Source organism: Achromobacter marplatensis, assembly GCF_002209535.1.
Lineage (GTDB): Bacteria > Pseudomonadota > Gammaproteobacteria > Burkholderiales > Burkholderiaceae_B > Achromobacter > Achromobacter marplatensis.
In genome coordinates this window covers 178425-191162 of the sequence record NZ_NJIG01000005.1, presented here as the reverse complement: position 1 = coordinate 191162, position 12738 = coordinate 178425, and the positions used below count along the sequence as shown (strand labels likewise).

Below are 12738 nucleotides of genomic sequence, written 5' to 3'. Positions count from 1 at the left end.
TAGAAACATCCGAAAATGCTTTCATCGACTTGATCTATGGAGGCATCGCCATGCGTTGGCCTACGCTTTTCGTTTCCCACGGCTCGCCCATGCTGGCCGTCGAACCCGGCCTGACCGGCCCCGTGCTGGCGGACTGGAGCCTTGCGCAAGGCCGCAAGCCCCGGGGCATCCTCGTGGTGTCTCCCCATTGGATGGGGGAGGGGTTGGCGCTGTCCACGCGTGACCAGCAGGTGGCCTGGCATGATTTCGGCGGCTTTCCACCCGAGCTCTACACCCTGCAGTACGCCGCGCCGGGTTCGCCCGAACTGGCGGCGCGAGTGCAGGCCTTGCTGGCCGAATCCGGCATCGCCGCCGACCGCGATCCGCGCCGGCCGCTGGATCACGGCGCCTGGGTACCGCTGCGCTATCTTTATCCCGAGGTCGACGTGCCGGTGGTGCAGTTGTCGCTCGACCTGGGGCGCGACGCCGCGGGGCAGCTGGAGCTGGGCCGCGCGCTGGCGCCCTTGCGCGACGAGGACATCCTGATCATCGGGTCCGGGTCGTTGACGCACAATCTGCGCCACGTGCGGATGCCGCAGAACGCGCCGGCCGTGCCTTACGTGCCGGCATTCCAGGACTGGTATGCACGTAATCTGGCCGAGCACAACGTGCCGGCCCTGCTGGACTGGCAGGCCCAGGCGCCTGGCGCCATGCAGGCCCATCCGCATGACGACCACCTGATGCCGCTGTACGTGGCGCTGGGGGCGGGTGGGTCATCAGCCAAGCGGCTGAACGACGAGATCTCGTACGGGGCGCTGGCGATGGACGCCTATCAGTTCGACGACTGAATCCGCCAATTGCCTGCGAAAAAAAGCCCCGGAACGCAAGGTTCCGGGGCTTTCCCTATTGCGAAGGCCGCGAGCGGACTCAGGCGGCCAGCAGTTGGCGCAGCACGAAGGGCAGGATGCCGCCGTGCTGGTAGTAGTCGACCTCGATCGGGGTGTCGATGCGCAGCAGCACCGTCACGTCCTGCTTCGAACCGTCTTTGCGGGTGATCGTCAGCGTCACGTCCTGCATCGGCTTGATGCCATTTTCCAGGCCCGAGATGTCGTAGGTCTCTTCGCCGGTGATGCCCAGCGATTGCACGCTGTCGGCGCCCTTGAACTGCAGCGGCAGCACGCCCATGCCCACCAGGTTGCTGCGGTGGATGCGTTCGAAGCTGCGGGTGATGACGGCCTTCACGCCCAGCAGCTGGGTGCCCTTGGCCGCCCAGTCGCGCGACGATCCGGTGCCGTACTCTTCGCCGCCGAACACCACGGTGGGCGTGCCGTCGGCCACGTACTTCATGGCCGCGTCATAGATGGACATCTGTTCGCCGGTGGGCTGGAACAGGGTTTCGCCGCCTTCGAAGCGGCTGCCGTCCGGCAGCGACGGGATCATCAGGTTCTTGATGCGCACGTTGGCGAACGTGCCGCGCATCATGATTTCGTGGTTGCCGCGGCGCGAGCCGTAGCTGTTGAAATCGGCCTTCATGACGCCGTTGGCCTTGAGCCACTTGCCTGCGGGCGAGGTTTCCTTGATGGAACCGGCGGGCGAGATGTGGTCGGTGGTGACCGAGTCGCCGAACACGCCCAGCGCGCGTGCGCCCTTGACGGCCGGCATGGCGGCCGGCGTCATGCCGAAGCCTTCGAAGAAGGGCGGCTCAGCGATGTAGGTCGATTCCGGCCAGTTGTAGGTGTCGCCGTTGACGCCCTTGATGTTCTCCCAGAGCTTGCCCGGGTTGCTCTTGACCTGGCCGTAGTTGGCTTCGAAGACCTTCGGGTCCAGCGCATGCTTCATCAGCGCTTCGACTTCTTCGGACGTGGGCCAGATGTCGCCCAGCCAGACGTCGCCGTTCTTGCCGCGGCCCACGGGTTCGGTCATCAGGTCGCGCGTGACGGTGCCGGCCAGCGCGTAGGCCACGACCAGCGGGGGCGAGGCCAGGAAGTTGGCCTTGATGTTCGGGTGGATACGCGCTTCGAAGTTGCGGTTGCCCGACAGCACGGCCGAGCAGACGAGATCGTTGCCGGTGATGGCTTCGTTCAGGTCCGGCGTCAGGTCGCCCGCGTTGCCGATGCAGGTGGTGCAGCCGTAGGCGGCCACGTCGAAGCCCAGCTTTTCCAGGTAGGGCAGGAGGCCCGTCTTGGTCAGGTAGTCGGTGACGACGCGTGATCCGGGGGCAAGCGAGGTTTTGATGTGCTTGGGTACCTTCAAGCCGGCTTCCACGGCCTTCTTGGCCAGCAGGCCGGCGGCCAGCAGCACGTTGGGGTTGGACGTGTTGGTGCACGACGTGATGGCGGCGATCAGGATGTCGCCATTCTTGATCTTGGTGCCGGTGCTGGTGGTGAAGGTTTCACCCAGCTTTTCGGCGGGCTGGTTGAAGCCGTTCTCGGCGATGGGCTTGGAGAACAGGTCAATGAACGTGTTCTTGACGTTGCCGATTTCGATGCGGTCTTGCGGGCGCTTCGGGCCGGCCAGCGACGGGGCCACGGTGGACAGGTCCAGCGTCAGCAGCTTGGTGAAGTTGATGTCCTGGGCGGCCGGGATGCCGAACATCTTCTGGGCCTTGAAATAGGCTTCGAAGGCGGCGATCTCGTCTTCGGTGCGGCCGGTGCCGCGGAAGTAGTCGATGGTGCGTTCGTCGACGGGGAAGAAGCCCATGGTGGCGCCGTATTCCGGCGCCATGTTGCCGATGGTGGCGCGTTCGGCCACCGTCAGGCTGGCGGTGCCTTCACCGCAAAATTCGACGAACTTGCCCACCACTTTTTCACGGCGCAGCATTTCGGTGATGGTCAGCACCAGGTCGGTGGCGGTGACGCCGCCGCGCAACTGGCCCTTGAGTTCCACGCCCACCACGTCGGGCGTCAGGAAGTACACGGGCTGGCCCAGCATGCCGGCTTCGGCTTCGATGCCGCCCACGCCCCAGCCCACCACGCCGATGCCGTTGATCATCGTGGTGTGGCTGTCGGTGCCCACCAGCGAATCGGGGTAGTAGACATTGTTCTTCTTGTCCTGATGCACGCCGCGCGCCAAGTACTCCAGGTTGACCTGGTGGACGATGCCGAAGCCCGGAGGCACGACCCCGAAGGTGTCGAACGCCTGCATGCCCCACTTCATGAACTGGTAGCGCTCCTGGTTGCGCTTGAATTCCAGCTTCATGTTCAGGTCCAGCGCATTCTTGGTGCCGAAGTAATCGATCATGACCGAGTGGTCAACGACCAGGTCCACCGGCACCAGCGGTTCGATGCTCTTGGGGCTCTTGCCCATCTTGTCGGCCACCGAGCGCATGGCGGCGATGTCAGCCAGCAGCGGCACGCCGGTGAAGTCCTGCAGCACGACGCGGGCCACGACGAACGGGATCTCGTCTTCGCGGCGGGCATTGGCCTGCCAGTTGGCGAGCTGCTTGACGTGTTCTTCCGTGACCTTCTTGCCATCACAGTTGCGCAGCACGGATTCCAGCACGATGCGGATCGAAACCGGGAGCCGCTGCACATCGATGCCGAGGGACTTGCCCAGCGCCGGCAGCGAGTAGTACTGACAGGATTTATTGCCGATCTTGAAATTCTTGAGAGTATCGAGGGTGTTGTGCGGCATGATGGACTCCGTGGTTTTGCCTGGCTTACTGTTACCCAAGCGCAGGCGGCATTTTTTGGCGTTTTGGCGCGTTTGTCATTGTAGGGGAGACAGGCCCGTGCGCGTCCTTATGTCTTATATCTTATATAAGACTTGGGTGGCGCGTCAAAGTTCCGCCCCTGTTCCGGAAAGCGGCAGCCGGAACTGCTGCAAAACCCCTACTTTGGCGGACAAGGGCCAAGCCTGCAAGACCCCGCGGTTTTACCAAAGAAGTCCTACCGTTGCATGGCGGGCCGCGCCGGGGGCCGGCGGCCGGCGGGGCGGGGGCGTTTCAGGCGAGGAAATCGCGCAGCAGGGGCTCGAGTTCGGCCTTCAGGTAATCCACCAGCGCCCGCTGGGCGGTGGACGGGTAGGGGGTGGGCGAGGTCAGGATGAAGAGCTTGTCGCCTGGCCCTTCGGCCTTGTAGGCGGGCAGCACCTCGCGCAGCCGCCGGGCCTGCAGGTCGGGCTGCACGATGTAGGCCGGCAGCAGCGCCACGCCCGCGCCGTCGCGGGCCGCCTCGGCCAGGAACGGGAAGTATTCGGATTGCAGCCGGGGCGCCAGCTTGACCTCGTAGCTTTGCCCTTTGCGGTGCAGACGCAGCGTCGCCTGGGGCTTGGGGCCGGGCGGGCAAAGAAAGTCCAGCCGCCCCAGGTCGCGCGGATGCGCGGGCGTGCCGGCGCGCTGCAAATAGGCGGGGGCGGCGCATAGATGCCATTTCACGTCCCCCAGTTCGCGCGCCACGTAGTCCTGCGGGGGTGATGAGACCACGCGCAGGGCCACGTCGATCTCGGACGAGATCAAATCGCTGACCCGGTTGGAAAACAGCACGCGCAGGCTCAGGCTGGGATGCGCCAGCGCGAAGCGCACCAACAGCGGGCGCAGCGCATCCAGTTCGCCCAGCCCGGTCGGCAGCGACAGGCGAACGTGGCCGGTGGGTTCGGCGCCCAGCTTCTGCAAGGCGTGGCGCGCCGATTCCACCTCGCCGGCCATGCGGGCGCCGTGCTCGTACAGCACGGTGCCCTGATGCGTGAGTTCCAGGCGGCGGGTGGTGCGTCGGATCAACTGCGCCCCGAACGCCCGCTCCAGCTTCTGCAGATTGCGGCTGACGTGGGACCGGGTGACGCCCTGGCGCGACGCCGCTTCGCTGAGCGTGCCCGCTTCGACGATGGTCACGAACAGCTGGATCAGGTTCAGGTCTAGCGTGGGCAAGGCGGACATGGGCGTCGTCGATTGTTGCCTGTGAGGAAACAGAGTTTACTCAGGGTGAAGGATTGTCGCGATATCTGTGCGTTGATATTCTGGCCCTGAACCGCATCGGCACCACGCGTCCGGTGCCGGCAATTCCAATGACAACAGGAGACAAACCATGCCGCAAAGCATGTTCCGGGCGGACTTGTTCCGCGGCCAGCGCATCCTCGTTACGGGCGGGGGAACCGGGCTGGGCTACGCGATGGCCGATCAATTGGCGTCCCTGGGCGCCACCGTCCATCTGTGCGGACGCCGCTTGTCCGTCTTGGAGGAAGCTGCTGCCGCCCTGCGCGCCCGGCACGGGGGCGAGGCGCATGCCCACGCGGTGGACATCCGTGACGCGGACGCGGTCGATGCGATGGTGGAGGGGATCTGGACCTCGCACGGAGGCCTGGACGGCCTGATCAACAACGCCGCCGGCAACTTCATCAGCCCGACCGAAAAGCTGTCGGCGCGCGGCTTCAACGCCATTGCCGATACGGTATTCCGCGGCACCTTCTATACGACCCAGGCCGTGGGCAAGCGCTGGATCGCCACCGGGGCGCAGGGCGCGGTGGTGTCCATCGTCGTGACGTGGGTCTGGACCGGATCGCCGTTCGTGGTGCCCTCGGCCATGTCCAAGGCCGGCATCGACGCGATGACCAAATCGCTGGCGGTTGAGTGGGGCCGGCACGGGATCCGCATGAACGCCATCGCGCCGGGTGTGATCCCCACGGAAGGCGCGACCGCGCGGCTGCGCCCGAATGGCGACGGCCAGGACGCCCTGATCCAGCAGAACCCCATGCGGAGACTGGGCACGGGGCACGATATCGGGGAACTGGCGGCCTTTCTGCTGGGGCCGGGCAACGACTGGATCAACGGCCAGACGATTGCGTTGGACGGCGGCGACTATCTGGCCAACGGCGCGTATTTCAAACAGTACTTCGAATGGACCGAGGAAGACTGGGCTGCGGCCCGCGCCGCGATCGAAGCGCGCACCGCGCAGGACAAGGCCCTGCGCGCCGGGAAGCCGGCATGAGCGGACTGATCATCGCGGGCGACCTCCAGCTTGACCGCGACGCGCTCGCCGCGCGAGGCGAGCAGGTGGCGGCGGGGCTGGCGGCCATGGGCATACGCGAAGGCGACGTGATCGCGGTGCTGCTGCGCAACGGCATGCCCTATCTGGAAATCATCCTGGCCTGCAAGCGACTGGGCTGCTACTACTGCCCGATCAATTGGCACTACACGGCCGACGAGGTGGCCTTTCTGGTGAACGACAGCGGCGCGAAGTTGTTGATCGCCGAAGACGACCTGTGGCGCCAGGTATGGGCGGCGCTGCCTGCCGGCTTGCCCGTGCTGCGGGTCATGGCCGAGGCGGGCGCGGCCTTCGAGGCCAACGACTACGAGGCCTGGCGTAACGTCCAGCCCCGGTATGACGGCCCGCTGGTCGCGCCGCGCGGCCACATGGCCTATACGTCGGGCACGACGGGGCGCCCCAAGGGCGTGGTGCGCCAGCCTTTTCCGGTGGACCGGCTTGCCGAGCACCTGGCGGCCGTGGAGGCTGTGGTCGAGCGGGCCTACGGCTTGCGCCCGGGGAGCCGCGCGTTGTTGCCGGCGCCGATCTACCACAGCGCGCCCAGCGTCTTCGCGCAGGTGGCGCTGCGCGTGTGTGACACGCTGGTGCTGACGCGGCGTTTCGACGCGGTCGAGGTCTTGCGCCTGATCGAGACGCACCGCATCGATACGGTCTATCTCGTGCCCATTATGTATGTGCGCCTATTGAAGCTGGATGCGCAAACGCGGGCGTCATTCGATCTGTCTTCGCTGCGCTTCGTGGCTTCGACGGGCGCGCCCTGCGCCCCGGAACTCAAGCGCGCGATGATCGACTGGCTGGGGCCGGTCGTGCATGAAACCTACGCGTCCAGCGAAGCGGGCATGGTGACCGCGATCGATTCGCATGAAGCGCTGGCCAAGCCCGGCAGCGCTGGGCGGCCGATTGGGCCCGCGCAGGTGCGCATTTACGCGGAGGATGGCTCGGTGTGCGCGCCCGGCCAAGTCGGCCGCATCTACGTACGCCAGCCGGCGTATGCCGACTTCACCTACCGCAACCATCCCGAGGCGCGGCAGGCGGTTGAGCGCGATGGCCTGATCGGGCTGGGCGACCTGGGGTACGTCGACGAGGACGGCTATCTCTTCGTATGCGATCGCGAATCGGATCTGGTGATTTCGGGCGGCGTGAACATCTATCCGGCGGAAATCGAGCACCACCTGATGCAATACCCCGGCGTGGCCGATTGCGCGGTCTTCGGCGTACCGGATCCGGAGTTCGGCGAACGCCTGCTGGGCTTGGTCCAGCCCGCGCCGGGGGCCGCGCTGGACCTGGAAGACGCCATGGCTTGGCTGACCTCCCGGATCGCCCGCTACAAGGTGCCGCGCGGGCTAGAAATGCGGCAAGCGCTCCCACGCGACGACAACGGCAAGATCGCCAAGCGCCGCCTGCGGGCGGAATTCTGGGAGGGCCACGCGCGCAAGGTGTAGCGGCCCGGTGCGGCCTTACGAAAGACCGCCTGCGCCGTCGTCCAGTCCCTTCAGGCAGTACCCAATATAAGAGTCGGTAAAGACTCGGGAGACAAGCATGTTGCAGATGAATCGTTGGTTCGGACGCGCCGCGGCCGCCATGCTGGTGTGCGCCGCAGGCGCCCCGCAGGCCCTGGCGGCATTCCCCGACAGGCCAGTCAAACTGGTGGTGCCCTACACGCCTGGCGGCGCGGCGGATCAGTTGTCGCGCGTGTTGGCCGAGCGCCTGTCGCGCGAGCTTTCCCAGTCGGTCGTGGTTGAAAACAAGCCGGGCGCCAACACCATGATCGCCGCCACCCAGGTGGCCCGCGCGCAGCCCGACGGCTATACGCTGTTCCTGGCCAGCAACGCCAGCATGGTGCTTAACCCCATGCTTTATCAGAAGATTTCCTACGACGCGGCGCGCGATTTCCGCGTGCTGTCGGTGGTGGCCGAGTTGCCGCTGGTCGTCGTGGCGAACAACGAGGTGCCTGCCACGACCTGGGCGCAGTTCGTCAGCTATGCCAAGGCGCGCCCCGGCAAGTTGAACTATGCGTCGGTCGGGATCGGCAACCCCTTGCAGCTGGCGACCGAATTGCTCAAGACACGCACCGGCATCGATATTGCCCACATCCCGTACAACGGCAGCGCGCCCGCGCTCAGTTCATTGATGGCCAACGACACGCAATTGATGGTCGACGTCATCAGCACGTCCTTGCCGCTGGTGAAGGAAAACAAGATCAAGGCGCTGGCGGTGACCACGGCTGAGCGGCTGCCCGTGCTGCCGGACGTGCCCACCGTGGCTGAAAGCGGTTTTCCGGGCTTCCGCGCGGCGACGTGGTTCGGCGTTGCCGTGCCGCTGGCCACGCCGGCCGCCGAGGCCAAGGCCCTGCAGGATGCCGTGGCCCGCGTCATGGCGCAGCCGGATTTCCGGGAACGCTTCCAGACCCTGGGGCTGGTGATCCAGGCACCGCGCGACCAGGCCGAGACCGACCGGTACGTCGCCGAAGACCGCGAACGCTGGGGCGCGGTGATCCGGGCGAACCAAATCAAGCTCGACTGAGCACACCCGGGCGTCGGGACGACTGCGGGGAAATGGGGGATTGCGCGGGTTACGCGGAACCCATAAGCTTCGCGTCAGCTAGGGCCTGTCCACGCAAAAGGGAATTTCCTTTTCACGTGTACAGGCCCTAGCGTCACTCCCTCATCAGGCAGCATTTTTTGACTATCCATCTCAGTAGCGTCGTTGCCGGCCAGCCCCAGTCAGTGGGCGAGGCCTGCACCCTCCGCCAGTTCCTGCATACCGATTTTTCCCATAGCCCGTCGCCCGTCGTCATGGTGGATCACTTCATCATGACCGGCCCCACGGCCGCGCCCCTGCCGTACGCCGGCCTGTGCGCCGCTACGCTGCTATTGGAAGATGCCAAAGGCGTCATGCAATGCCGGGACAGCGAGGGCAACGACCATGAGGCGAGGGCGGGCGACCTGCATTGGACGGTCGCTGGCAAGGGCATCCTGCGCACGCAGCAGCCGACGGGCCCGGCCCGCTTGAACGGGCTGCGCATCGCCTTGAACCTGCCGGACCGGTTGAAGACCCTGCCACCGGCCGTGTCGCTGTTGCGCGCCTGGGAGATGCCGGTCATTCAGACGGACGCCGGCCGCTTCCGCGTCGTGGCGGGCAGCCACGGCGGCTGGCAGTCGCCGCTGGCCACCCCCGAGGCGCTGATGATCCTGGACGGCTGGCTGCGCCCGGGCGCGACCCAGTTGCTTCCGCTGCCGCCCGGCTGGAACGCCTGGGTCTACGCCGTGCAGGGCGAGCTGGGGGTGCGCGCCCGGCATCGTCGACATGGAGCGCCGCCCTTGCCGAAGCGGCAGGGTGGGACCCGGATTTTGCCGTGCTCAGAGAGGCGGCCGCGTTGGCGGCATCGGCGACATCCGCCGACGATGAAGGCGTGCTGCTGCTGATGGCGGGCAAGGTGCCCGCCCATTTTGTGTTGATCGCCGGCCCCGCCGTGGACGAACCCGTCTTTCGGCACGGCCCGATCGTAATGGCGAGTCAGCGGGACCTGACGCGGGCACTGGCCGCCTACGAGGCGGGCGACTTCGGACAGTTGCGGCAGGATCAGGCGGCTTGACCCTGCCGCCATAAGGGGCGTTTGTTGCGTGGCGACAACGAACCGTCTTTCTGTTATTGGGGATGTAATAATAATGATTCTCTGTTTGATAAGATTTCCTGCGTAAGACCTCAAGACCCCTTGGTGAACGGGCTCGGCAAGGCCGTTCCGGCCTTGCGGTGGTGCGACTGATCAGCCGTTTTCCGTGCGTGACCCATCGGGATTTTGCGTTTCTTTGCGCAGCGACGCGCTTCTCTTGCCCCCTCTCGATCCCGATATGAAAATCAGAACTCTTGCCTGCGTGGCCGCTACGCTGCCGTGCCTGGGTGTCGTCTACGGTCAAACCGCACCCCAAGCCCAACCCGCCGCGCCCAACGGCTCAGTCGTGTCGATGGAAGCCATCAAAGTCGAGGCCAGCGCCGATGCGTCGGCCGGCGGCCTGGCTGCGCCCTTTGCGGGCGGGCAGGTGGCCACGGGCGGCCGCGTCGGCGTGCTGGGCACGCAAGACAACCTGAGCACCCCGTTCAGCATCACCAGCTATACGAACGAACTGATCCAGGACAAGCAGGCGCGCAGCGTGGGCGACGTGCTGCAGAACGACTCGGGCGTGCGCGTGGCGCGCGGCTTTGGCAACTTCCAGGAGTCCTACTTCATCCGCGGCTTCATCCTGAGCTCGGACGACGTGGCCTACAACGGGTTGTACAGCCTGCTGCCCCGCCAGTACATCGCTACCGAACTGTTCGAACGCGTGGAAGTGCTGCGCGGCGCGTCGGCGTTCCTGACGGGCGCGACGCCTGGCGGCGGCGGCATCGGCGGCGTCATCAACCTGGTGCCCAAGCGTGCGCCGAACGAGCCGCTGACCCGCGTCACCACGGGCATTTCCAGCGGCGGCCAGTTCCAGGTGTCCACCGATATCGCCCGGCGCTTCGGTCCGGACGGCAGCACGGGCATCCGCTTGAACGCGGCGCAGCGCAGCGGCGACACGGCGATCGATGACGAACATTCCCGCACCAGCCTGGTGTCGTTGGGCCTGGATTGGCGCTCGGCCGATACGCGTTTGTCGGGCGATATCGGTTGGCAGGAAAACAAGCTCAAGCGCGCGCGTCCGAACGTGACGATGGGCGCAGGCGTGACCAGCGTGCCTGATGCGCCCGACGCCAGCTCCAACTATGCGCAGCCGTGGTCGTATTCCAACGAGCGCGATGTGTTCGGCACCGTGCGCGCGGAACATGACTTCAGCGACAAGCTGACCGGTTGGGCCGCCTACGGTTTTCGCCGCAGCGATGAAGCGAACTCGCTGGGCAACGTGACCTTGACCAACGGCAGCACGGGCGCGGGCAATTTCTACCGCTTCGACAATACCCGCGAAGACAGCGTCAACACCGGCGAACTGGGTCTGCGCGCCAAGGTGCGCACGGGTCCGGTGGGCCATGAGTTCGTCGTGTCGGCGTCCTTCTTCGATCTGAAGAAGAAGAATGCCTACATCATGGATTACGCGAACACGTTTGCCACCAACATCTATGACCCGGTGTCTTACGACAAGCCTGCCTTCAGCGCCGGCGCGCTGCGCGGCAACGATATCGACAACCCTGCGCTGCAAGGGCGCACGCGCATGAGCAGCTATGCCCTGGGCGATACCTTGTCCTTCCTGGACGACAAGGTGCTGCTGACCCTGGGCATCCGCCACCAGCGCCTGTCGCAACGCGACTACGCCTACAACACCGGCAAGGAAAATGGCGCCTATGACGCCAGCCGCAATTCGCCTGCCGCCGGCATCGTGTTCAAGGTGGCGCCCAGCGTTTCGCTGTACGCGAACTACATTGAGGCGCTGGTTGCAGGACCGACGGCGCCCGCGAACGCCAACGGCCGGCCGGTGCCCAACGTCGGCCAGAGCCTGCAGCCCTACGTGTCCAAGCAAAAGGAAATCGGCGTGAAGTACGAAGGCGACGGGCTGGGCGCCGGTCTGGCGCTCTTCTCCACGGACAAGCCACGCGCGATGTACAACGCCAGCAACGAGCTGACGACCTCGGGCAAGGACCGCCATCAGGGCGCGGAACTGACCGTCTACGGCGAACCCGTCAAGAGCGTGCGCGTACTGGGCGGCCTGACGTGGCTGGACGCCGAGCAGCGCTCGACCGGCACGGCTTCGCTGGACGGCAACCGCGTGATCGGCGTGCCGCGCTTCCAAGCCAACATGGGCGTGGAATGGGATATTCCGGGCGTCCAGGGCCTGGCTGTAGACGGCCGCGTGGTCTACACCGGTTCGTCCTATGCGAACGATGCCAACACCCTCAAGGTGCCGGGCTGGACCCGCTTTGACGCCGGCCTGCGTTACATGATGGACGTCGACGGCCACGTCGTGACCCTGCGCGCGCGCGTCGAGAACATCGCCAACCGCAACTACTGGTCGTCGGTGGGCGGCTACCCGGGCAACGGCTACCTGGTCCTGGGCGGTCCGCGCACGTTCCTGCTGTCGGCCAGCATGGACTTCTGATCGTGGCCGGCATGAGCCGGCATGCATGCAAAACCCCGGCGCCAAGCCGGGGTTTTGCATGGAACTTCCCGTTTTGTCAGGCAGCTTCCTGGTGGATGCGCAGTTCCACATGCAGACCGGCAGCGGCGGCCATGTTGACCAGGGCGTCCAATCCAAACAGGTTTATTTTTCCACGCATCAGGTCGGAAATGCGCGGTTGGGTGACGCCGAATAGTTGCGCCGCTTCTTGCTGGCTCATTTCTGCGTGGGCAATGTGATTCTTCAACGCCAGCATCAGTTCGGAGCGCAATTTCATGTTTTCGGCTTCGGCGGGCGTATCTTCTATCGCGTCCCACACGCTGGCATATCTTTGCTTGGTCATTGGTCCAACTCCTTCAACAAGCTCCGGTATCGTTTGATCGCCAGATCCAGGTCAGGTCTACCAGTTTTCGCCGTCTTCTTTTGAAAGCAGTGCAAGACATAGACGGCGTCGGCCAGTTTCGCGACATAGATGACTCGGAAGGCGCCTAAGTCATCACGAATTCGAATCTCGCGGACTCCCCTGTCCGATGGTCGCCATAGGCTTCCAATCGTCCGGTTCAAGACCCCGTTGCACTTGGTCTATCTGGTGACCCGCGTTACGCCGGGCGGACAAGGGAAAGGTCCGTAGATCGTCGAGTGCCGTGCCAACGAATTCCACGGGTTTGCGGACTTTCATGGCCTGATTATACAAA

General features: G+C 65.3%; 10 protein-coding genes and 1 pseudogene. 7 read left to right on the top strand and 4 right to left on the bottom strand.

Features of this window, described 5'->3' with window-relative positions:
• Positions 1 to 50 precede the first annotated feature (50 nt).
• The gene (locus CEY09_RS13685; RefSeq protein WP_088589026.1) at positions 51 to 827 is read left to right on the top strand and encodes a DODA-type extradiol aromatic ring-opening family dioxygenase; all 777 of its coding nucleotides are present in this window, start codon (positions 51 to 53) and stop codon (positions 825 to 827) included.
• 79 nt (positions 828 to 906) lie between these two features.
• Here CEY09_RS13685 and acnA read toward each other — a convergent pair whose 3' ends face one another.
• Both acnA and CEY09_RS13675 read right to left on the bottom strand, forming a co-directional pair.
• Positions 907 to 3612 (bottom strand): aconitate hydratase AcnA, encoded by a 2706-nt coding sequence (gene acnA, locus CEY09_RS13680; RefSeq protein WP_088589025.1) that lies wholly within the window; start codon positions 3610 to 3612, stop codon positions 907 to 909.
• Positions 3613 to 3922: 310 nt separating this feature from the next.
• Positions 3923 to 4852, bottom strand: coding sequence for a LysR family transcriptional regulator (locus CEY09_RS13675; protein ID WP_088589024.1), 930 nt, complete (start codon positions 4850 to 4852; stop codon positions 3923 to 3925).
• A gap of 160 nt (positions 4853 to 5012) precedes the next feature.
• Here CEY09_RS13675 and CEY09_RS13670 point away from each other — a divergent pair, with 160 nt between their 5' ends.
• From CEY09_RS13670 to CEY09_RS13650, 6 genes are all read left to right on the top strand, one after another.
• Positions 5013 to 5900, top strand: a complete 888-nt coding sequence (locus CEY09_RS13670) for an SDR family oxidoreductase (protein ID WP_167390081.1) — start codon at positions 5013 to 5015, stop codon at positions 5898 to 5900.
• On the top strand, positions 5897 to 7399 hold the full coding sequence (locus tag CEY09_RS13665) for an AMP-binding protein (protein ID WP_088589022.1): 1503 nt from the start codon (positions 5897 to 5899) through the stop codon (positions 7397 to 7399). Before CEY09_RS13670 ends, CEY09_RS13665 begins: the two co-directional genes overlap by 4 nt.
• A 97-nt stretch (positions 7400 to 7496) precedes the next feature.
• Positions 7497 to 8480: a Bug family tripartite tricarboxylate transporter substrate binding protein gene (locus tag CEY09_RS13660; RefSeq protein WP_088589021.1), complete on the top strand. Its 984-nt coding sequence runs from the start codon at positions 7497 to 7499 to the stop codon at positions 8478 to 8480.
• Between the two features lie 158 nt (positions 8481 to 8638).
• Positions 8639 to 9382 (top strand): pirin family protein, encoded by a 744-nt coding sequence (locus tag CEY09_RS13655; RefSeq protein WP_234818296.1) that lies wholly within the window; start codon positions 8639 to 8641, stop codon positions 9380 to 9382.
• On the top strand, positions 9370 to 9552 hold the full coding sequence (locus CEY09_RS32495) for a pirin-like C-terminal cupin domain-containing protein (protein WP_234818295.1): 183 nt from the start codon (positions 9370 to 9372) through the stop codon (positions 9550 to 9552). The genes CEY09_RS13655 and CEY09_RS32495 overlap by 13 nt, the downstream gene beginning before the upstream one ends.
• A gap of 256 nt (positions 9553 to 9808) precedes the next feature.
• Positions 9809 to 12025 carry a TonB-dependent receptor gene (locus tag CEY09_RS13650; protein WP_088589020.1) on the top strand — a complete coding sequence of 739 codons (2217 nt, stop codon included), beginning with the start codon at positions 9809 to 9811 and terminating at the stop codon, positions 12023 to 12025.
• Between the two features lie 76 nt (positions 12026 to 12101).
• On the opposite strand, the gene CEY09_RS13645 is transcribed toward CEY09_RS13650, so the two are convergent.
• Complete coding sequence (locus tag CEY09_RS13645; protein WP_088589019.1) at positions 12102 to 12386, bottom strand: helix-turn-helix domain-containing protein; 285 nt, start codon at positions 12384 to 12386, stop codon at positions 12102 to 12104.
• Positions 12383 to 12722: pseudogene (locus CEY09_RS13640) on the bottom strand (type II toxin-antitoxin system RelE/ParE family toxin). Before CEY09_RS13640 ends, CEY09_RS13645 begins: the two are co-directional and overlap by 4 nt.
• Positions 12723 to 12738: the final 16 nt, after the last annotated feature.

Excerpts from the sequence above, each read along its gene's own strand:
- CEY09_RS13685 (WP_088589026.1), top strand. The coding sequence starts at position 51 with ATGCGTTGGCCTACGCTTTTCGTTTCCCACGGCTCGCCCATGCTGGCC.
- acnA (WP_088589025.1), bottom strand. The coding sequence starts at position 3,612 with ATGCCGCACAACACCCTCGATACTCTCAAGAATTTCAAGATCGGCAAT.
- CEY09_RS13675 (WP_088589024.1), bottom strand. The coding sequence starts at position 4,852 with ATGTCCGCCTTGCCCACGCTAGACCTGAACCTGATCCAGCTGTTCGTG.
- CEY09_RS13670 (WP_167390081.1), top strand. The coding sequence starts at position 5,013 with ATGTTCCGGGCGGACTTGTTCCGCGGCCAGCGCATCCTCGTTACGGGC.
- CEY09_RS13665 (WP_088589022.1), top strand. The coding sequence starts at position 5,897 with ATGAGCGGACTGATCATCGCGGGCGACCTCCAGCTTGACCGCGACGCG.
- CEY09_RS13660 (WP_088589021.1), top strand. The coding sequence starts at position 7,497 with ATGTTGCAGATGAATCGTTGGTTCGGACGCGCCGCGGCCGCCATGCTG.
- CEY09_RS13650 (WP_088589020.1), top strand. The coding sequence starts at position 9,809 with ATGAAAATCAGAACTCTTGCCTGCGTGGCCGCTACGCTGCCGTGCCTG.
- CEY09_RS13645 (WP_088589019.1), bottom strand. The coding sequence starts at position 12,386 with ATGACCAAGCAAAGATATGCCAGCGTGTGGGACGCGATAGAAGATACG.